The sequence below is a fragment of the Phytohabitans maris genome (assembly GCF_031085175.1).
GTDB classification, from domain to species: domain Bacteria; phylum Actinomycetota; class Actinomycetes; order Mycobacteriales; family Micromonosporaceae; genus Phytohabitans; species Phytohabitans maris.
This window is the reverse complement of record NZ_JAVHUY010000050.1, coordinates 19,837-39,411: the sequence shown is the minus strand read 5'-3', so window position 1 is coordinate 39,411 and position 19,575 is coordinate 19,837. Positions and strand designations below refer to the sequence as shown.

Annotated in this window: 14 protein-coding genes and 1 pseudogene; 7 read left to right on the top strand and 8 right to left on the bottom strand. The window is 74.0% G+C overall.

Going from position 1 to position 19,575, the window contains the following annotated elements:
- Positions 1–2 precede the first annotated feature (2 nt).
- From RB614_RS36635 to RB614_RS36620, 4 genes and pseudogenes are all read left to right on the top strand, one after another.
- Entirely contained in the window at positions 3–989 is a 987-nt protein-coding gene (locus tag RB614_RS36635) for a cytochrome d ubiquinol oxidase subunit II (protein WP_308717287.1), read from the top strand.
- Positions 986–2,638: a thiol reductant ABC exporter subunit CydD gene (cydD, locus tag RB614_RS36630; protein WP_308717286.1), complete on the top strand. Its 1,653-nt coding sequence runs from the start codon at positions 986–988 to the stop codon at positions 2,636–2,638. The genes RB614_RS36635 and cydD overlap by 4 nt, the downstream gene beginning before the upstream one ends.
- A pseudogene (cydC, locus tag RB614_RS36625) lies at positions 2,575–4,374 on the top strand (thiol reductant ABC exporter subunit CydC); the annotation flags it as partial. The gene cydD and the pseudogene cydC, both read left to right, overlap by 64 nt.
- A gap of 48 nt (positions 4,375–4,422) precedes the next feature.
- Positions 4,423–5,124 (top strand): permease prefix domain 1-containing protein, encoded by a 702-nt coding sequence (locus tag RB614_RS36620; RefSeq protein ID WP_308717285.1) that lies wholly within the window; start codon positions 4,423–4,425, stop codon positions 5,122–5,124.
- Positions 5,125–5,278: 154 nt separating this feature from the next.
- On the opposite strand, the gene RB614_RS36615 is transcribed toward RB614_RS36620, so the two are convergent.
- On the bottom strand, positions 5,279–5,620 hold the full coding sequence (locus tag RB614_RS36615; RefSeq protein ID WP_308717284.1) for a PadR family transcriptional regulator: 342 nt from the start codon (positions 5,618–5,620) through the stop codon (positions 5,279–5,281).
- Between the two features lie 145 nt (positions 5,621–5,765).
- On the opposite strand from RB614_RS36615, the gene RB614_RS36610 reads away from it, so the two are divergent.
- A complete protein-coding gene (locus RB614_RS36610; protein ID WP_308717283.1) occupies positions 5,766–6,794 on the top strand; it encodes a DNA primase in 1,029 nt (342 codons plus the stop codon).
- Positions 6,795–6,855: 61 nt separating this feature from the next.
- On the top strand, positions 6,856–9,615 hold the full coding sequence (locus tag RB614_RS36605) for a transposase (RefSeq protein WP_308717282.1): 2,760 nt from the start codon (positions 6,856–6,858) through the stop codon (positions 9,613–9,615).
- A 660-nt stretch (positions 9,616–10,275) separates the two neighbouring features.
- On the opposite strand, the gene RB614_RS36600 is transcribed toward RB614_RS36605, so the two are convergent.
- The 5 genes from RB614_RS36600 to RB614_RS36580 all read right to left on the bottom strand — a co-directional run bounded on the left by RB614_RS36600 (position 10,276) and on the right by RB614_RS36580 (position 16,671).
- Complete coding sequence (locus tag RB614_RS36600) at positions 10,276–10,866, bottom strand: GTP-binding protein (protein WP_308717281.1); 591 nt, start codon at positions 10,864–10,866, stop codon at positions 10,276–10,278.
- A 1-nt stretch (position 10,867) separates the two neighbouring features.
- Positions 10,868–11,245 (bottom strand): DUF742 domain-containing protein, encoded by a 378-nt coding sequence (locus tag RB614_RS36595; RefSeq protein ID WP_173058844.1) that lies wholly within the window; start codon positions 11,243–11,245, stop codon positions 10,868–10,870.
- An 89-nt stretch (positions 11,246–11,334) separates the two neighbouring features.
- Complete coding sequence (locus RB614_RS36590) at positions 11,335–11,739, bottom strand: roadblock/LC7 domain-containing protein (protein ID WP_173057852.1); 405 nt, start codon at positions 11,737–11,739, stop codon at positions 11,335–11,337.
- The gene (locus RB614_RS36585) at positions 11,736–15,188 is read right to left on the bottom strand and encodes a sensor histidine kinase (RefSeq protein WP_308717280.1); all 3,453 of its coding nucleotides are present in this window, start codon (positions 15,186–15,188) and stop codon (positions 11,736–11,738) included. Before RB614_RS36585 ends, RB614_RS36590 begins: the two co-directional genes overlap by 4 nt.
- A gap of 418 nt (positions 15,189–15,606) precedes the next feature.
- Positions 15,607–16,671, bottom strand: a complete 1,065-nt coding sequence (locus tag RB614_RS36580; RefSeq protein ID WP_308717279.1) for an adenosine deaminase — start codon at positions 16,669–16,671, stop codon at positions 15,607–15,609.
- A gap of 10 nt (positions 16,672–16,681) precedes the next feature.
- Between RB614_RS36580 and RB614_RS36575 the strand changes: the two genes are divergently transcribed.
- Positions 16,682–17,536, top strand: a complete 855-nt coding sequence (locus RB614_RS36575; protein ID WP_308717278.1) for a putative RNA methyltransferase — start codon at positions 16,682–16,684, stop codon at positions 17,534–17,536.
- Here the strand turns inward: RB614_RS36575 and RB614_RS36570 are convergent.
- Together RB614_RS36570 and RB614_RS36565 are read right to left on the bottom strand one after the other, a co-directional pair.
- Entirely contained in the window at positions 17,491–18,117 is a 627-nt protein-coding gene (locus RB614_RS36570) for a DUF4272 domain-containing protein (RefSeq protein ID WP_308717322.1), read from the bottom strand. The two genes, RB614_RS36575 and RB614_RS36570, sit on opposite strands and share 46 nt — an antisense overlap.
- Before the next feature lie 146 nt (positions 18,118–18,263).
- Entirely contained in the window at positions 18,264–19,538 is a 1,275-nt protein-coding gene (locus RB614_RS36565; protein ID WP_308717277.1) for a thymidine phosphorylase, read from the bottom strand.
- Between the last annotated feature and the right edge of the window lie 37 nt (positions 19,539–19,575).

The window sequence follows — 19,575 nt, the reverse complement described above, 5'->3', positions numbered from 1 at the left end:
TCGTGGTGACCATCTGGTACGGCCTGCTCGGCCTCTTCTTCGCCGCCTACCTCGTGCTCGGCGGCTACGACTACGGCTCCGGTCTCCTGCTCGCCCGGGGCGGCACCGACCGGCGGGTGGTGCTCACCGCCGTCGGCCCCTTCTTCCTCGGCAACGAGGTGTGGCTGGTGGCGGCGGCCGGCATCCTCTTCGGAGCGTTTCCGATGCTGGAGGGCGAACTCCTCGCCGGCCTCTACCCGGCGGTGGCGCTGGCGCTGGCCGGCGTGCTCACCGTCACCGCCGCCGTGCAGCTGCGCAGCCGGTCGCTCGCCGGACGACCCGCCTGGGACCGCGCGATCATCGGGGGCAGCGCGCTCGCCGTGCTGGGTTGGGGCGCGGTCCTCGGCGGGCTCCTGCAGGGCGTACCGCTGCACGCGGACGGCCACGTCGAGGGCGTGGGGCACGTCGTCACGCCGTTCGCGGCCGCCTGCGCCGTGACACTGCTCACGCTCGCGGCGGTGCACGGCGCCGCGTTCCTCGCGCTCCGGCTGCCCGGGAGCGGGCACGCGCAGACCGGACGCCGGCTGGTCCCGTGGGCGCTCGCCGCGGTCGCCGCCACCACCGTCGTGGGCCTTCTCTCTGCCCGGGTACGCGACGCGGTGCAGCGCCCAGCCGCCGCCGTACCCCTGTTGTGCCTGCTGGTGGCGGCGCTGGTGGTCGCCGGCGGCGCGCTCGCCCGGGGGCGGCCGGGCCTGGGTTTCGCCGCGACGTCGGTGGCGCTGGCCGTGCCGGTCGCGCTGGTCGGCGCGGCCACGTGGCCCTACGCGCTGGTCTCCACCGCCGACCCGGGCGCCAGCCTCGCCGTCGTGGACGCGGCCGCGAGCGGTCCCACGCTGCGGCTGCTGACCTGGCTCGCGGTGCCGCTCGTTCCGGTATTACTAAGCTTCCAGGTGATGTCCTGGTGGGTCTTCCGCGGACGGATCGACGGCCGGGCGCCGGTGTACTGGTGAACCGCCGCCCCTTCGATCCACGCCTGCTGCGCCGGGTCCCCGCGACCCGGCGCCAGTTCGCCGCGCTCGGGCTCCTCGGCGTGGCCGCCGCGTTCGTCGTGATCGCCCAGGCCACGACGCTGGCGGCGCTACTCGCCGGCGCGGCCGGCGGGCGGCTCGACCGGGCCGCGCTGGCCGGGTTCGTGGCCGCGGTGGCCGCCCGGGCGGGCGTGGTGTGGGGGCAGGGTGTCGTGGCGGCCCGGGCGGCGGCCACGGTCAAGGCGGCGCTCCGCGGCGAGTTGCTCGGCGCGGTCGGGCGGCGCGGTCCGGAGTGGGTGGCCGGGCAGCGGGCCGGCGAGATCGCCACGCTGGCCGGGCGCGGCCTGGACGCGCTGGACGCCTACTTCACCGGTTACCTCCCGCAGCTCGTGCTCGGCGTGACCGTGCCGGTCGCGGTGCTCGCCCGGATGGTCCTCGCCGACTGGAGCTCGGCGCTGATCGTGGCGGTGACGCTCCCGCTCATCCCGGTCTTCGGGGCGCTGCTGGGCTGGCACACCGAGGCGGCGACCAAGCGCCAGTGGCGGCGGCTCTCGATGCTCGGCGGCCACTTCCTCGACATGGTGTCCGGGCTGCCCACGCTCCGGGCGTTCGGGCGGGAGCGGGCTCAGGTCGGCGCGGTGCGGCGGATGGCCGACGAGCACCGCCTGGCGACGATGCGGACGCTGCGGATCGCGTTCCTCTCCGGGATGGTGCTCGAGCTCGTCGCCACGCTCTCGGTGGCGCTCGTCGCGGTGCCGATCGGCCTGCGGCTGCTGGAAGGCGGTGTGAGCCTGCAGACCGCGCTGCTGGTGCTGCTGCTCGCCCCCGAGGCGTACCTGCCGCTGCGCGCGGCCGGCGCCCGCTTCCACGCGAGCATGGAAGGGCTGACCGCGCTGGACGCCGCGCTGTCGCTCTCCACTGTGGAAGCTCCCGAGCGGGCGGATGCCCTGCCCGGGGCGGTACGGGAGATCCGGCTGGAGTCGGTCACCGTCGAGTACGACCGCACGGTCGCGCTCCGGGACGTGTCGCTGACCATCCGGGCCGGCGAGCGGGTGGCGATCATCGGGCCGAGCGGGGCGGGCAAGAGCACGCTCCTCGGCCTGCTGCTCGGCTTCGTACAGCCGACGGCGGGGCGGGTGCTCGTCGACGGCGTCGACCTGGCCACGCTCGACCTCGACGCGTGGCGGGCACGGCTGGCCTGGGTGCCGCAGCGGGCGCACCTCTTCGCCGCCTCGCTCGCCGACAACATCCGGCTCGGCGCGCCCACCGCCTCCGACGACGCGGTACGGGCGGCGGTCAAGGCGGCCGCACTGGACGACGTGGTCGAGGCGCTGCCCGACGGGCTCGACACGCCGCTCGGCGAGCGCGGCCACGGGCTCTCCAGCGGGCAGCGGCAGCGGGTGGCGCTGGCCCGCGCGTTCGTACGGGACGCGCCGATCCTGCTGCTCGACGAGCCCACCGCACGGCTCGACGGCGGCTCGGAGGCGGCGGTGCTCGACGCGACCCGGCGGCTGGTGGCCGGGCGTACCGCCCTGATGGTGGCCCACCGCCCGGCCCTGCTCGCCGAGGCCGACCGGGTGATCCGGGTGACCGACGGGCACGTGGTCTCGCTCGAGGCGGCGGCGGCATGACCTCCGTGCTGCGGCTCGCCCGCCCCTACCTCAGCCAGTTGATCGGCGCGGGGTTGCTCGCCGCCGGCACCGAGGCCGCCGGCGTGGCGCTGATGGCCACCGCGACCTGGCTGCTGATGACGGCCGCGGGCCAGCCGCCGATCAGCGCGCTCACGGTCGCCATCGTGTCGGTGCGGGCGCTGGCGATCGGGCGGGGCGTCCTGCGGTACACCGAGCGGCTCACCGGGCACGACGCGGTGCTGCGGATCCTGACGGAGGTACGCGCCCGCGTCTTCGCCACGCTCGCCGCGCGGCGCTCGCCCTCGGTGGAGACCCGCTCCGGCGACGCGCTCAGCCGCGTGGTGTCCGATGTGGACGCGGTACAGGATCTGCTGCTGCGGGTGCTGGTGCCCGGCGCGGCGGCGGCCGCAGTAGGCGTACTCGCGGTGGGTGGTGCGGCCCTGATCTCCCCGGCCGCCGCGACCGCGCTGGCGGTGGGGCTGCTGGTGGCCGGCATCGGCCTGCCCGCGGCGGCCACCGCACTGACCCGGCGTACCGCCGAGCGGGTCGCCCCGCTGCGCGGCATGCTCGCGAACGACGCGGTCGACCTGACCCACGGCGCCGCCGACCTCGCCGCGTACGGCGCGACCGGTGCCGCGCTCGACGCCGCCCGGCGCCGGGCCGGTGAGCTGGCCGGGCTGGAGCGCCGGCTCGCCACGGCGGGCTGGGCGGTGGACGCGGCCGGTGTACTCGTCTCCGGAGCCACGGCGGGCGCGGTGGCGGCGATCGCGCTGCGGGCCGGCGTCGACGGGGTGCTCGTCGGGGTGCTGGCGGTCGGCACGCTCGCGGCCGTGGAGACCTGCCTCGCGCTGGTCGCCGCCGCCCGGCAGCTGACCGAGCTGCGGGCGCCGCTCGCCCGGGTCTCCGCGCTCCTGGAGGCCCCGTCGCCTTCGCCGGCGACGTCCACCGTGGACATCGCCAGCATCACCGTGCGGTACCGGCCCGGCGGCCCGCCCGCGCTCGACGGTGTCCGCGTCGACCTGCCGCCCGGCCGCCGGCTCGGCGTGGTCGGTCCCAGCGGAGCGGGCAAGAGCACGCTGCTGGCGACGCTCGCCGAGTGGGGCGGGTCGCCGCGGGAGGTGGGCGGGCTGCTCGCCGAGGCGTACGTCTTCCACGCCAGCGTGCGGGAAAACCTCCTCCTCGGGCGCCCGGACGCCACCGACGACGACCTCACCGCGGCCTGCGCGGCGGCCGGCCTCCTGGACTGGGTACGGGAGCAGCCGGACGGCTGGGACACCGTGGTCGGCGAGGACGGCGCGCAGCTCTCCGGCGGGCAGCGGCAGCGGCTGGCGCTGGCCCGCGCGGTGTTGCTCGACCCGGCCGTACTCCTGCTCGACGAGCCCACCGAGGGACTCGACCCGGCGGCGGCCGACCAGGTGCTGGCCGGTGTGCTCGGGGCGGCCCGGGGGCTGGCGGGATCCGGCCCGAGGAGCGCAGCGACGAGACCGGATGGCGCCGGCCTCCCGGGCCTCTCAGCGAGCGAAGCGAGCGCAACCAGCACGGCCCGCGGCGCGGTGGTACTGGTGACGCACCGGCTGCGCGGGCTGGAGGGCATGGACGAGGTGATGGTGCTGGACGCCGGCCGGGTGGTGGCCCGGGGCACGCACGCCGAGCTGGTCGAGGCCCCGGGCTGGTACCGCGACCAGTGGCTCGCCCAGGAAGCGGCCGAGCGCGGATACCTGATCACCCGCCCTTAGGGCCGCTCCCGGATGTGGCGCGTGGCGGGTGCGTGGCAGGCTCGGGCCATGCCGGCCCCGATCGACGAGTACGTCCGGACCCTGGACCGCGCACTCAGCGGCCCGGGCCGGCTCAAGGGCGACATGCTGCGCGAGGCGCGGCACGGCCTGGCGGACGCGGCGGAGGCGTACCAGGAGGAGGGTCTGCCTCGCGCGGAGGCGGAACGGCTCGCGGTGGCCGAGTTTGGCGAGGTGCGGGCGCTGGCCCCGGCCTACCAGGCGGAGCTGGGCCTCGGCGCGGCCCGGCGGCTGGCGCTCAAGATGGTGCTGGTGCCGGCGCTCTTCACCACGCTGGCCGACTTCATGTGGCGCGGCTCGCCATGGTCGACCTCGACGACCGCGGAGCGGCCGCCGGCGGGATACCTGATGATCTCGCAGGCCCAGGACTACCTCGGGTACGTCTGGGCCGGGCTGGCGCTGGCCGCCTACCTGTGGCTGACCTGGTCCGCCCGGCGCGGCCGCCCGACCGGGCGGGTTACGGTGCGGGCGATCGGCGCCGGCGCGCTCTCGATCGTCGGGCTGACCTGGCTGGCCGGCACGGTCATCTACGTCTGGTCGCTCTCGCTGTGGGACGCCGCGCTCACCTGGCCGCCGATGGTGGCGGGCGGGCTGCTGGTGGGAGCGGCGGTCACCTGGCTGGCGCACTCGGCGGTGACCTGCCTGGTCGCGGCCCCTCGCCGCGTGCCGGCCGGCGAGCCGGTCAGGTCGTAGCGGGAGGCGGCGGCTCGGCCGGGTTTATAGCGGGTCGCCGCTTTTGGCGGGTCGCCGCGTGCCGGCCGGCCGGCGGTGCGGTCAGTCGCAGCGACCAGCGGCGGCTCGTCCAGGTTTATAGCGGGTCGTCGCGTGCCGGCCGGCGGCGGTGCGGTCAGGTCGCAGCGGCCGGCGGCGGCTCGGTCCCCAGGAAGCGGCCGACCGTCGAGCTGAGCTCCTGCCAGCTTGCCCGCTCCCCGGCGAGGGCGCGGTGGCCCGGGGCGGTGAGCCGGTAGGTGCGGCGCTCGCGCCCATTGACCGTGCTCCACTCGCTCTCCACATACCCGGCCCGCTCGAGCCGGCGCAGCGCCGGATAGATGGTGCCGGTGGGCAGATTGAGCGTGCCGCCGCTGCGGGACTTGAGCGCTTCGATGATCGCGTAGCCATGCAGTGCGCCGCCCTCCAGCACGGAAAGCAGCAGCGCATCCAGGTGTCCGTGCAGGGCCTGCGACTTCATAGGTAGTAAGGCTACCGATGTGGGCGGGCTTCTCCAACGGGGTGCGGGCGTTCACCGCGCAGCATGGGCTACTACTGTGTGCGCAGAGTCGCCGACCCGACAGCCATCGGGCCGGTGCCAGACCTGAGCCCACACGGAGGTCAGCGTGGCCCGCCAGTCGCCCAACCGGCCGGACGCCGACAAGCCCGAGCCCGACCTCGAGATCGACGAGGATCTCGAGGAGGTCGACGAAGAGGAAGAGGCAGAGGCAGAGGATGCCTCGTCGGGCGGCCCGTCGTCGCTGTGGGCCGACACCAGGATCGATCCGGTCGAGATCGCGCTCCCGTCCGGCGTCGGCTACACGCTCCGGGCGTACCGGCTCTCCACCTCGCTGACCCCGACCGACATCGGCGACCGCGACGAAGACGACCCGTTCGCCGCGAAGGCCAGGCACGCGATGCTGGATGACGACGACGACACCGTGGTGATCCTCGACGACGACTTCCCGGGCGACGAGGACGAGGAGGACGCCGAGGAGGCCAAGCGGCGCGGCCGGCACGCCCGCGACGACTCCGGCTCGGACTCGGACGACTCGGACTCGGACTCGGACTCGGACGACTCGGACTCGGACTCGGACTCGGACGAGGCTGACGAGCCCTCGGCCGAAGACTTCGAAGACGAGGAAGAAGAGGAGGAGGAAGCGCCGGCCGAAGAGGTGCCGGTCTTCCTGAGCCACCGGGGCAAGCTGCTGCTCTTCAAGAGCCCCGAGTCGCTGGTGACCTTCGTGCGCTCCGGCGCTCCCAACGACCTCGCCCAGGTGGACGGCTGGGCCGAGGTGGTCGAGCGGATCCAGCCGGCCGACGTGGCTCCCTCGGACGACGACTCGTACGAGCTCGACCTGGTCGTGGAAAACCTGCGCGGCGGGCACGACACCTGGGACTTCAACCTGCTGATCGAAGCCGGTGAGGCGGCACGCGACCTGTCGTATGCCCTGCGCCTCACACCAGTCCTTACCGCCCTGTCCCCCGGATCCCCGCTCGATGACCTTGACGAGGCACTTCGTTCCGCCGCCGGTGGTGGAATCGGCGCTTTCCGGGGTCGCCGGCGGCTGAAGAAAATCGGGGCACAACAGGCAAGTCTCGGCTGGCGCACGATTATCGGCAAGATCTCTGCCGCTGTGGACTGGCGCGACTGACCCCTTACCAGGGAGCATCAGTCCTTGGCACACGCTCAAGTCCGGGGAGGAGGACGACGCCGTGGCGCTCGTGCGCGTGTACTGCGGTCTGGCGTCGGCGGATCCGACAGCGCGAGCGGCTTCGGCTGAGTCGCGCCTGACGGTCGCCGTGGTCGACGACGCGGGGCGGCTGCTCGACGTCTGCGAGGTCAGCGACGACCCGGCGGGCTATGCCCAGCTGGGTGCGCTGCTCGTGGAGCGTTCCAGCGGGCCGACCGGGGTCGCGATCGCCGCGGACAGCGATGATCACCTGGTCACGTCGCTCCTCACCGCAGCTGGACGCCTGCTCGCCGTCGCGGATGACGACGCGGTCGACGATTACGCAGAGCGCTTTGCCGATGACGAATCGGTAGAGGAGATGGAGTCTCCCGCCGCCGAGCGGCGTGCGGTCGGCCTCGCGCGTGCCCTCCAGGCCGGTGCCCTCTCCGCGGTCGCCCTCCCCGTGCCGCGCGACCTCTTGTCGTACAAGCCGGTGCTCGCCGCGCACGCCGCACTCTGCAACGGCCGGCTCTCCGCCGCTGTCGCGCTGCGCGAGGTGCTTCGCGAGCTCTACCCGGCGGCCCTGCGGGCCTACCCCGACCCGGCCGAGCCGGTGTCGCTCGCGGTGCTCGACGCGCTGCCCGAGCCGAGCCTGCTCAACGGCACGGCCGGCGGGCGGGGGCGCGAGTCCACCTCCGCCGCCGACGCGGTGATCGGCCAGCTCGCGGCCGAAGGCGTGGCCGACGCCGAGACGGTCTCCGAAAAGATCACCGCACTGCGCGTGGCGATCGCCGAGACCCCGCGCCGCGGCAGCACGAGCAAGGCGCTGGTGCCGGCGATCTCCGAGACCGTGCGGCAGGCGGTCGCCGCCGTGCGCGCCTGCGACCTCGGCTGCGACGCCCTCATCTCCACGCTCAGCGCCCGCCTGACCGCTCCTCCGGCGAGCACCGGGCGGCGCAGCACGTTGCGCCGGGCCGGCGCCACCAGCGCGCCACAGGCCACCCCGGCCGGTGCCGGCCTGCACGCGGTCCGCCCGCCGGCCGAGGAGCCCGCGCCGACCCGCGTCGGGCGCCGGGCCCGCCCGGAGCCCGCGGCTGCCAGCGCCGCTCCCGCGATCCCGCACGCCGTGACGACGCCGCCGGTGGCCCCCTCCCCGGTTACCCGCCCACCGGTCGCGCCCCCGCCGGTCAGCCGCCCCGCCGCCGCGCGTGGCGGAGACACCGGCCGCCGCCACGCCGAGCCGGCCACCCACCCGGCGCCAGTGGCCACGCCGGCCTCGGCACCGCCGGTCGCGCCGGCTTCGGCACCGCCGCTGGCCCCGGCCGCTTCGGCCGGACCGGCCGTGCGCCCGCCGGTCGCGCCACCCCCGGCGAGCCGACCGCCGGTCGCGCCGGCCGCGATCAGCGCACCGACCCCGCTGCCGATCCGCTCGTCGGCACCGCCGGCCCGGCCCGCAACCCCTACGGTGTACGGCGGCGGTGGCATGTCCGACACCGCCCAGATCGCGATGCCGCTGTCCCGGCCGGAGCCGCCTCGCACGCCGCAGCCGCCCCGCGTGGAGCCGCCACGCGCCCCCGAGCCGGTGAGCAACCGGCCGGTCTCCGCGCCGCCGCCCCCGCCGCCCGGCATCACGCCGATCGCGCCCGCCGCCGTGGTGCCGAGCCAGCGCGGCCTGGCACCGGCCGACAGCGGCGAGCCGTTCCGCGCCACGCTCACGACGGCCGCGATCAACAGCGCCCGTGCCGAGCGCCAGCGCCCCACGCCGATCCCGCCGCGCCCCAGCACCCGGCACGACGGCCCGTCACCCGACCAGAGTGGCGCGCCCACTCAGGGTGGTTTTGGTGCTACGGATTTGAGCGTGCCCTTGCCCCGACACGCGCCCGAGCCCGGCTCGCGCGCCGCTTGGCCCCTGGTCAACTCGTCCGACAGCGACCGTTCCCGCGCGGACGCCGAGCCCTCGCGCCCCCGCCTCGACGCCGAGCCCCCTGCCCGGCCGCGCGTCGACGCTGAGCCAGCCGCCCGGTCGCGTCGCGAGGCCGAGCCGGCGGCCCGGCCGGGCTTGCCTCAGCGGGCAAACGGCGACCGCCCCTACTCGGGCTACAGCGAGCTCGACCGGCCCGCTCAGCCGGCCGCCACGGACGGCCGCATAAAGCCGCCGTGGCAGGCGGACGACCTGCCCCAGGAGCCGCCGATGCTGCGCCTGGTGGAGCCGCCGCCGCTGTCCGACCGCGCGCTCGACGACCGCCCGCTCAGCGGCACGACCGCGCTGGACGCGCCGTCGCTGCGCCTGGTCGACACCGACACGAGCGACCGCGGTGCCCGTACGGCCCGGTCTCGCCGCGCCGTGGAGCGCAGTGCCGTGCCGGTGGCCGAGGAGGGCGACGGCGACCTGCTGATCTTCGCCCAGACCCGTTCCGCCTGGTTCGTCGGCCACCCGGACGAAGAAAACCAGCTCGACTGGACCTCCTCCGCCGACACCGGCTGGCAGGCCGCGTCCCAGGCCGCGACGCCCTCCGTGGGCGCCGAGACGAATTCGGGGCTCCCCCGCCGCGTCCCCCAGGCCAACCTGGTGCCGGGCTCCGCCCTCCCGCCCCGCGAGGAGCGCCCGCTGCGCATCGTCCGCGACGCGCAGAGCATCGCCGCCCACACCACCGGCTACTTCCGCGGCTGGCGTCGCGGTCAGGAGATCGGCGGGTACGCGGTCGGCGGCCGCCCGGGCCGCGAGTCGGCCGGCGGCTGGGACTTCAGCCGCGACTCCGTGGGCCGCGAAGACGAGTACCGCTCGGCGGGCTACCGCTCCTGACCCATCGTCGGAAGGCGCCGGACCCGCACGGTCCGGCGCCTTTTCGCTGCCGCCCCGCCAGCATGGTCGGCGGCGCCGCCAGGATGGTGGTCGGCACCCGGGTCGATGCCGCTCGGCGAGCTTCACCACCGGTCCGAACGTCCGGGAGGCAGAGCCGATGGCCTGTCCCGAAGGCTCAGGTCGACATCGCCGCACGCCGTGCTTCGTGGTCACCCATCGCCCCTCGCTAGTTCCGGTGGCCACCAACGCTCACCGGCCTTCGGCCGCTGGTCCCTGGAAGGCGGGCCCGTCACGGTTTCCGCGCCGCACCTACGCTTTCGCGTCACCAACTCCAGGGCAGCCGCCGCCGGGCCGGGTTTGGCCGGGGTGGCAGCAAAATCCCTGACTTTGGTGCTACGGGCCGCGGGCGAGGCAGCAAAGTCAGGGACTTTGTCGGGATCTTGCTCCGCGACGTTCAGCCCTCGTGCGCAGGCGCCTACAGCGGGCGCAGCCTGACGATCAGCGGGTCGAACGCGTGGAGTGGGTTGCCTACCGCGGAGGGTGAGGCCGCGGAGCAACGATGCCGCGTCGCGCATTGCCCACAGTGGACGTTGCGGAGTCTGGGCAGCACACGGCCGCCGACGGGCGTTGGCCCGCCGGCGGCGAGGTGGCGCGAGTCCGTCAGGCGGGTGCGACCGCGCGGGAGCGGCGCATGCTCAGCACGTACTCCACAAGGGAGATGAGAACGTGCTTTGTGGACTCGCGGTTGCGGGCGTCGCAGCTGACCACGGGGATCTCGCTGGAGATGGCGAGCGCGTCGCGCACATCCTGCGGGTCGTGGTACTGCATGCCATCGAAGCAGTTGATGGCCACCAGGTATGGCAGCCGGCGGTGCTCGAAGAAGTCGATCGCCGCGAAGCAGTCGGCGAGTCGGCGCGTGTCTACGAGCACGACCGCGCCGATGGCTCCCCGCACCAGCTCGTCCCACATGAACCAGAACCGGGTCTGGCCGGGTGTGCCGAACAGGTACAGGATCAGGTCGCGGTCGATCGAAATGCGGCCGAAGTCCATGGCCACGGTGGTGGTCGTCTTACCCGGCACCTGCCGGGTGTCGCCGACGCCGACACCGGCCGACGTCATGATCGCCTCGGTGGTCAGCGGCGTGATCTCCGAAACCGAGCCGACCAGCGTCGTCTTACCAACGCCGAACCCACCGGCGATGACGATCTTCGCCGACGTCACGCGCCCCGTCAGCGGCGGGCGATGCGACATGTCAGAGCCTGCGAAGTCCACTCAGCACCCTCTCCAGCAGTTCAGTGCCCACCGCGTCGTTGGCGTCGTCGAGGGAGGTCGGCTCGTACACCGCGAGCAGGCCGTCGGCGGCCATGTCGGCGATGAGGACCCGGGCCACCCCGAGCGGAAGCTGCATCCGCGCGGCGATCTCCGCAAGCGATTGCAGCCGCCCGTCACAGAGCGCGGCGATGTATTGATGCTCCCGGCCCTGACCGCCCTTGGTAGCGCCCGCGGACCGGCCCCTTACGGTGGTCTCCACGAGCGCCTCGAGCGCGATCTCGAGCCTGGGACGGGTCCGGCCGCGGGTAACGGCGTACGGTCGGACCAGCGCACCGGTCGGCTCGTCGCGTTCCGCCATCATCGCCGTTCACCCCCTCCTGTCGACCCGAACAAATCTCGAACAGAATCCGTGCACCTGCGGCCCCCTATGTCGGACCGCTTGTGCGCTCAACCCAACATGCCTGCGGTCGTGCGCGGAGCTGGCGTCAGCGCGTCGCCTACCCGGTCGACGAGCAGCGCCATCTCGTAGCCGACCTGGCCGACGTCGCAGCTGCGCGCCGCCAGCACGGCGAAGGAGGAGCCGTCCGAGATCGACATCAGGAACAGGAAGCCGTTGTCCATCTCGACCACTGTCTGGAGCACCGCGCCGCCTTCGAAGCACCGCGCGGCCCCCTGGGTGAGGCTGACGAGCCCCGACGCGATCGCCGCGAGCTGGTCTGCCCGGTCGCGCGGGAGATCACGCGACGCTGCCAGCAGCAGACCGTCGGCGGACACCGCGACCGCGTGCGCGACGCCCGGCACCCGATCGGCGAAGTTGGCGAGTAGCCAGCCGAGATCCTGCGTTGTTGTCATCCCTCATGCTCCTTCTGGCCGCTCCCGGCCGCGGGGCCCAAACCGGTCTGCGAGGTCTCCCCCGACGTCGCCGGCTGGTCGTCCTTGGGGTGCGTGCGACCGCGCTGCACCCCGCGGTGGTACGCGGACAGCAGACCGCGCACCGCCTCTGGTGTACGACGCTGCACAGCAGCGGCGCCCTTCTCCACCCCACCGGGCACAAGCTGAGCCATCGGCACCCGCTTGGGGAGCCCGGCCTGGGTGGTCTCGGATGCCGGCCGCTCGGCAGCGGCGGTGGCCGCGCGCCAGCCGTCGTCGGCGGCGGTCTGCCAGCCGCCCACGGGCTCCCTGCGCGCCGCTCCGTTGCCGTTGCCGCCGGAGGGTGGCGGAACGGAGGGGCGGGTGGCCGCGGCGGGCACCGGTGTGGCGGTGGTCGCGCTGGCCGTCGGGGCGCCCTGCGGGGCTGGGCTGGCCGGTCGTGCGGCGTCCACGGTGACGAAGTCACCGTTTGGTGCGGGCGTGCGCGGCTCCTCTGGCACAGCACGCCGGGTGCGGAACCAGGCCGACTCCAGCTCGCGGAAGATCGGCAGTTCCATGGTCTCGTCGGCGAACCGCGGCTGGCCGGCCGCTCCGGCCGTCGCAGCGGTCGTGGGCCCGGTCGCCGCGGCCGGGGCCGGCGTGGCCTCGGGCGGGGCGGTCGCTTGTGGAGTGGTCGCGGCCGGCGGCTTGGCGCCGGACTCGTTGCGATTGTTGACCTTGGGCAGCTCGGCGGTCATGTCGAGCGCGGCGGCGAGCGTCTCCGGGACCGGCGGCGTCGTGGTCGGTCCGGTCTCCGGCGCGCTGACCGGCGGCCACACCGGCGGTGCCGAAGAGGGCGGAACGGCCGGGCCGGGTGGGGCCACGGGCGGCGCCGGCGGGGCCGAAGCGGGTGGCGGCACCTGCGCCTGCGGCGGGATCGGCGGGGCGGAGACCGGCGGTACGGGCGGCGCGGACACCGGGGGAACCGGCGGGAAGCCGCCGCCACGCGTCTGGGTCTCCGGGTTGGCCGGGATCTGCCGCGGGATGCCGGGCGCCGGAGTGCCGCCGGTCACCTCGCCGTCGACGGTCCAGTGGTCGGTGCCCCGCCGCTGCGGCAGCGGGTCGCTCGACTGGCCGTTGGTCGGCGTACGCGGGCTGAACGTGCCGCCCGCGCCGTTGGTGCCGCCGTTGGCCGCCGAGGCGGCGCCGGTGAGGTCGGACCAGGCCGGCATCGACCGCTGCGGCTGACCCGACGGCCCGACCATACGACCGCCGTTGAGCGGTGCGGGGTCGAACGGGCGTCCCGGGGGTGCCGAGGTCGGGCCGCTCTCCAGGGCCAGCGGCGTCGCGCCGACCGGTGGGCGCTGCACCGGCGGTGGCGGTAGCGGCGGCTGCCCGGCCGGCGGCACCATCGTGGGCTGGAACGGAGCCGCGCCCGGCTCGTTGCGCCCGGACAGGGCCCGGGGCACGAGGACCGACGTCGGCAGCGTCACATCGGCGACGGTGCCCCGCTCGCTGGCCGGCCGCAACTCGACCTTGACGCCATGCCGTGCGGCCAGCCGCGCGACCACGACCAGGCCCATCATCCGGGAGACGGCGACGTCGACCATGGGCGGCGTGGCGAGCCGCTCGTTGAGGTCGTGCAGCTGGTCGGGGGTGATGCCGATGCCGCGGTCCTCGACGTACAGCACGGCGCGGTCGCCGACGCGGCGCGCCTCGACCATGACGTGCGAGTCGGGCGGCGAGAACGCGGTGGCGTTGTCGAACAGCTCGGCGACCAGGTGGACCAGGTCGTTGACGGCGCTGGAGGCGACCTCGATGTCGCGGTCGATCACGCCGAACTCGATGCGCGTGTAGTGCTCGACCTCGGACTGGGCCGCGCGCAGCACGTCGATGAGCGCCGCCGGCTCGCGCTGCACGCGGGTGGAGTCCGCGCCGGCGAGGACCAGGAGGTTTTCGTCGTTGCGGCGCATCCGGGTGGCCAGGTGGTCGAGCTGGAAGAGCTCGGCCAGCCGGTCCGGGTCTTCCTCGCCGCGCTCCAGCCGGTCGAGGTGGCCGATCAGCCGGTCGACCAGGATCTGCGAGCGGCGGGCCAGGTTGACGAACATCGTCGCGACGGAGGCGCGGAGCGCGGCCTGCTCGGCGGCGGTGCGGACGGCTTCCAGGTGGACCGCGTTGAACGCCTCGGTCACCTGCCCGAACTCGTCCTTGCTCCGGACCGGCAGCGGCTCGGCGATCTGGTTGGCCACCTGCACCGGCGAGAGCTGGCTGGACAGGGCCGGGTCACGGAGCCGGGAGACCGCCTGGGGCAGCCCGTACTGCGCGACGGAGAGGGCGCCGTGCCGCAGCTCGCGCAGCGACCGGGCCATCGAGCGGGCGACCGCCCAGGCGAAGAGGATGGCGAGCAGGAGGACGCCGAGCAGCACGCCGGCCTCGATGAGCAGCTGCTCGTACTCCTGGTCACGCAGTGTGGTGGCGCGGTCAACGACCTCGCCGTCGACGGCGGTCTCGACCCTGCGGACCAGCTCGGCCTTGGCCAGCAGGGCGCTGTCCCAGCTCGCCGCGTCGAACGGGCGGTCGCTGATGTTGGGGCCGTCGCGGCTCTGCAGGTAACCCGCGTATCCCTCGACCTTGCGCAGGTCGGAGCCGGCGACCGTCTGGTCGAACAGCTCGGCGTCGGTCCGGGTGGCGACCGCCTTGAACGCCTGCACGGCCTGGTCCTGCCCGGTCTGCGTCTCGATGTACTGCGTCCGCAGGTTGGGCGTGAACGTGCCGGTGCTGATGATGTTGAGGCCGACGATCCGCTCCTGGGAGATGAACTCCTTGAAGCGGGCGAGCGCCGCCGTGGCGCGCATCTGGTCACCGAGCGTCGTGTCACCGGCGAGCTGCGCGGCCGAGTCACGCACCGAGATCAGGCTGGTGAGCAGCGTCGTGTAGTTGCTGCTGGCCTGGCTGAGCTGGAGCTTGGCGTTGGTGACCTGGCTGCGGATCGCGGGCAGGTCGGCGAGGCGCTGGTCGATCGTGGTGAGCGCGTCACGGAAGTTGACCGGGAGGTCGTCGGCGTTGAGCGCGTTGCGCTCCTGCTGGTACGGCCGCTTGGTCTCGTCGACCGTCGGCTGCACCTTCGTGTACGCCTCGTTGTACTTCTGCTTGGCGGCGGTGTCGCTCGCCCGGACGCCGAGCAGCATCGCCGCCGCGGCCCGCTCGTTTTGCAGGTTGTGCACCAGAGCGCCGGACGCCTCCGACAGCTGCGACAGGGTGCGCGCGCGGTCAGCGTCGTTTGCGGTGCCGAGGTGCTCGATCAGGCCGTTGGTGCCGACGCCGATCGTGGCGAGCGTGGGCACGATCATGATCAGGCCAAGCTTGGACCAGATCGGAAGATCTCGAAGCCGGCCCAGCGGCCGGCGGAGACGCGACATGACAGAGTCCGCCGTCTTCGGCTGCTTACTCACGTCACCGCCCTCTCCAGCTCCGGCGCCCGGCCCGTCAAACTGGGCACCGCTCATCGACCGACCCGGTCGGGTCGAACCCCCGAGATTCCATCACGACCCGTGTCAAAGAGAAAGGCCAGGTTCGCCCTAACCATCCCCGCATTTGGACGAAAGTAGCATTGATAGCAATGCGTCTGCGATCAACTACTGATTGTGAGCGCACCCGCTGTCCAACTTGTCCTGCTCGCTAGGCCTGGGCCGTGATGAGTACCTCGCCAAGGATGGCGACGCCGCGGCAGTGCCGACCATTGCCCGACCGGCCATCGACGGCAAGGCCGAAGTGCCGGTTTACGCGCTGCGTGCATACCGCCGGGTAACCACTCGGTGCGGCCTGACTGACCGTATCGCCACAGTTGCCCGTACGGCCAGCGACACGGAATTACAACAACTTCGCGTACGCCGGCTTGATCACTTCGTTGATGATCGAGAGCCGCTCGTCAAACGGGATAAAAGCGCTCTTCATCGCATTGATCGTAAACCACTGCAATTCAGCCCAGCCATATCCGAACGCCTCCACCAGCAGCGCCATCTCGCGGGACATCGAGGTGCCGCTCATCAGCCGGTTGTCGGTGTTGACCGTGACCCGGAAGCGCAGGTCGCGCAGCAGGCCGATCGGGTGCTCGGCGATCGAGGGAGCCGCGCCGGTCTGCACGTTGGAGGAGGGGCAGAGCTCCAGCGGGATCCGCTTGTCCCGCACGTACGCCGCGAGCCGCCCCAGCACGCCGCCGGTGATGTCGTCGACGATCCGTACGCCGTGGCCGAGCCGGTCGGCGCCGCACCACTGGATCGCCTGCCAGATCGACGGCAACCCGAACGCCTCGCCGGCGTGGATGGTGAAGTGGAAGTTCTCCCGCTGGAGGTACTCGAACGCGTCCAGGTGCCGGGTGGGCGGAAAGCCGGCCTCCGCGCCGGCGATGTCGAAGCCGACCACGCCGGTGTCCCGGAAGCGGACCGCCAGCTCGGCGATCTCCATCGAGCGGGCCGCGTGCCGCATCGCGGTGAGCAGCGTCCCGATCCGGATCGGCCGGCCGGCCGCCGCCGCCCGCTCCGCGCCCTCGGCGAACCCGGCGAGCACCGCCTCCACCACCTGCTCCAGCGTGAGCCCGCGGTTGAGGTGCTGCTCGGGGGCGAAGCGGACCTCCGCGTACACGACGCCGTCGTCGGCCAGGTCGAGCGCGCACTCGGCGGCCACCCGCCGCAGCGCCGACTCGGTCTGCATCACCGCCACGGTGTGCTCGAACGTCGCGATGTACCGCTCCAGCGAGCCGGAGTCGCACGCGCTGACGAACCATCTGGCCAGTTCGTCCGGCTCTGTCGCCGGGAGGGGATGGCCGACCTCGGCCGCCAGCTCGATGATCGTCGCCGGGCGGAGCCCGCCGTCGAGGTGGTCGTGCAACAGAGCCTTCGGGGCCTTGACGATGTCCTCGTACGCGATTGCGACCATGGGAAAGATTATGGACGCTCCGGTACTCGCAAACATGCGGTGCCCGGTTTGTGGCGAGCCGCTCGGCGCCGCGCCGGGAGTGCTCCGCTGCCCGCGCGGCCACAGCTTCGACATCGCCCGCCAGGGGTACGTCAACCTGAGCACCGGCCGCTCCCCGCACACCGGCGACACCGCGGAGATGGTCGCGGCGCGGGCCGAGTTCCTGGCTGCCGGGCATTACGACTTCATCTCGACCGCCCTGGCGGCTGCCGCGCGTGCCGCGTACCCGGGCGGTCTGGTCCTGGACGCCGGCGCTGGCACCGGCCGGCACCTGGCCGCGGTGCTCGACGCCCTCCCGGCCGCGCCCGGTCTGGCGCTGGACGTCTCGAAGCCGGCGCTGCGCCGCGCGGCGCGCGCCCACCCGCGGGCCGGCGCCGCCCTCTGCGACACGTGGGGCCGGCTGCCGGTGGCGGACGGGTCGGCCGGGGTGGTGCTGGACGTGTTCGCGCCGCGCAACGGCACGGAGTTTCGCCGGGTGCTGCGGCCGGGCGGCGTGCTGCTGGTGGTGACACCCGCCGCCGACCACCTGGCGGAGCTTGTCGAGCGGCTATCGCTGCTCCAGGTCGACCCGGAGAAGGCCGAGCGGGTGGCGGCCAGCCTGGAGGGGCACTTCCGGCTCGCCGAGGAGACCTCGCTCACCCGCACGCTGACGCTCAGCCCGCGGGAGGCGGCCACCCTGGTGGGGATGGGCCCGAGCGCCTGGCACACCGTCCCGGCGACCGCCGCCCTCCGGAGCGGAGCGAGCCCGGTCACGGTGACCGCGTCGGTGCGGCTCGGCGTCTACGTGGAGAGGTCGACCTCTTCCCAGCCTGCCGGCGGGTCGTGATACGGCCCGCGGAAGACCACGGCCCACTCCAGGGCCCACCGCCGCTGGCCGATCGCGTTGGCGTCGATCTCGCCGGGCAGCGGCGCGCCGATCCGCTCAGCCTCCAGGTATCCCCAGTCGAGGCAGTAGTAGAAGTCGAGCACGGTGGCGGCGTCGACGGCCGAGCGGGGCGCGGCGAGGCTGCGCGAGCGCCACTCGGCGAACGTCTCCCCCGCCGGCAGGTTGGGCAGCAACTCCACCAGCCGGTCGTCGGCGACCTGCTCCGGGTCGAGATGCTTGGAGAGGCCGAGGAGCCAGGCCAGCGCGTACACGGCGTCGTGGTGCAGCACGAACGAACGGTGGTCGCCCCGCCCGCCCATGACGAACTGCCACTCCGGCGGGGTCACCTGCTCGACCAGGCGCGAGCCGAGCAGCCAGCTCATCGCCGCCTGGGCCGGCATGCCGAAGCAGCGGGCGAGCACCACGTGGAGGATCGCCGCGCGGGCCTCGATCTCGGCGGTCGGCCGCAGCTCGACCTCGTCACCCGGCTCCCAGACCAGCGGAAACTGCGGCGGCGGCAGGGGTAGCCCCAGGCGGCGCATCTCTTCCACGCTGGCCAGGCGCACGTGCCGCGGGTCGGGAGCCGGAACAGCCACTGGTCCTCGTCCTGCCAATCGTCGCTGCTGCGCCCCCTGGCCAGGGAGAATAGCTCTTCCGGCCGGTCCGCACCACGCCCCTCCCGCAGGCTCTAGGCGATGCGCTCCATGACCAGGGCACGAGGACCCGGCGCGACCTCCGCCACCAGCACCGCGCCGACGGCCTCCGCCAGCGCCGCGGGCATCCGGCTGGCATCGTCGGTACGCAGCTCGAACAGCGGCTCGCCGGCCCGCACGGGGTCGCCGGGCTTCTTGTGCAGCACCACGCCGGCGGCGGCGCTGACCGGGTCTTCCTTGCGCGCCCGGCCGGCCCCGAGCCGCCAGGCGGCCACCCCGATCCCGAACGCGTCCACTGTGGAGACGTACCCGTCGCGCTCGGCGCGTACCGTCTCGGTCTCCCGGGCGACCGGCAGCGGCGCCTCGGGGTTGCCGCCCTGCGCGCGGATCATGGCGCGCCACGAGTCCATCGCCTTGCCGCTGCCCAGCACCCGCGCCGGGTCGGCGTGCAGCCCGGCCGCCGCGACCATCTCGTCGGCCAGCGCCAGCGTCAGCTCGACCACGTCGGCGGGTCCGCCGCCGGCCAGCACCTCGACCGACTCGGCCACCTCCACCGCGTTGCCGACCGCGCGGCCGAGCGGCGTGGACATGTCGGTGAGCAGCGCGACCGTCGCCACGCCGTGCGCCTTGCCCAGGTCCACCATCGTGCGGGCGAGCTCGCGGGCGTCGGCCGCCGACTTCATGAACGCGCCGGAGCCGACCTTGACGTCCAGCACGAGCGCCCCGGTACCCTCGGCGATCTTCTTGCTCATGATCGAGCTGGCGATGAGCGGGATCGCCTCGACCGTGCCGGTGACGTCGCGCAGGGCGTACAGCTTGCGGTCGGCGGGCGCCAGGCCCTCGCCGGCCGCGCAGACGACCGCGCCCACGTCCCGGAGCTGGGCCACGAACTCCTCGTTGGTCAGCGCCGCCCGCCACCCGGGGATGGACTCCAGCTTGTCGAGCGTGCCGCCGGTGTGGCCGAGCCCGCGCCCGGACAGCTGCGGCACCGCGGCACCGCAGGCGGCCACGAGCGGCGTCAGCGGCAGCGTGATCTTGTCGCCCACGCCTCCGGTGGAGTGCTTGTCGACGGTCGGGCGGGACACCGCGGAGAGGTCCAGCCGCTCCCCGCTGGCGATCATCGCCGCGGTCCACCGGGCGATCTCGGCCGGCGTCATGCCGCGCAGCAGGATCGCCATGGCCAGCGCGGCCATCTGCTCGTCGGCGACCTCGCTCCGGGTGTACGCGTCGACCACCCAGTCGATCTGCGCGTCGGAGAGCACCCCGCCGTCGCGCTTGGTCCGGATCACGTCAACCGCCGCGAACGTCATCGCCGCCCTGCTTTCTGGCCCCGGTCACGCCGCCGGG

Bases quoted from the DNA above. Each gene is read 5' to 3' on its own strand.
- RB614_RS36620 (WP_308717285.1), top strand. From the start codon at position 4,423: ATGCCGGCCCCGATCGACGAGTACGTCCGGACCCTGGACCGCGCACTC.
- RB614_RS36615 (WP_308717284.1), bottom strand. From the start codon at position 5,620: ATGAAGTCGCAGGCCCTGCACGGACACCTGGATGCGCTGCTGCTTTCC.
- RB614_RS36600 (WP_308717281.1), bottom strand. From the start codon at position 10,866: ATGTCGCATCGCCCGCCGCTGACGGGGCGCGTGACGTCGGCGAAGATC.
- RB614_RS36595 (WP_173058844.1), bottom strand. From the start codon at position 11,245: ATGGCGGAACGCGACGAGCCGACCGGTGCGCTGGTCCGACCGTACGCC.
- RB614_RS36590 (WP_173057852.1), bottom strand. From the start codon at position 11,739: ATGACAACAACGCAGGATCTCGGCTGGCTACTCGCCAACTTCGCCGAT.
- RB614_RS36580 (WP_308717279.1), bottom strand. From the start codon at position 16,671: ATGGTCGCAATCGCGTACGAGGACATCGTCAAGGCCCCGAAGGCTCTG.
- RB614_RS36575 (WP_308717278.1), top strand. From the start codon at position 16,682: ATGGACGCTCCGGTACTCGCAAACATGCGGTGCCCGGTTTGTGGCGAG.
- RB614_RS36570 (WP_308717322.1), bottom strand. From the start codon at position 18,117: ATGCGCCGCCTGGGGCTACCCCTGCCGCCGCCGCAGTTTCCGCTGGTC.
- RB614_RS36565 (WP_308717277.1), bottom strand. From the start codon at position 19,538: ATGACGTTCGCGGCGGTTGACGTGATCCGGACCAAGCGCGACGGCGGG.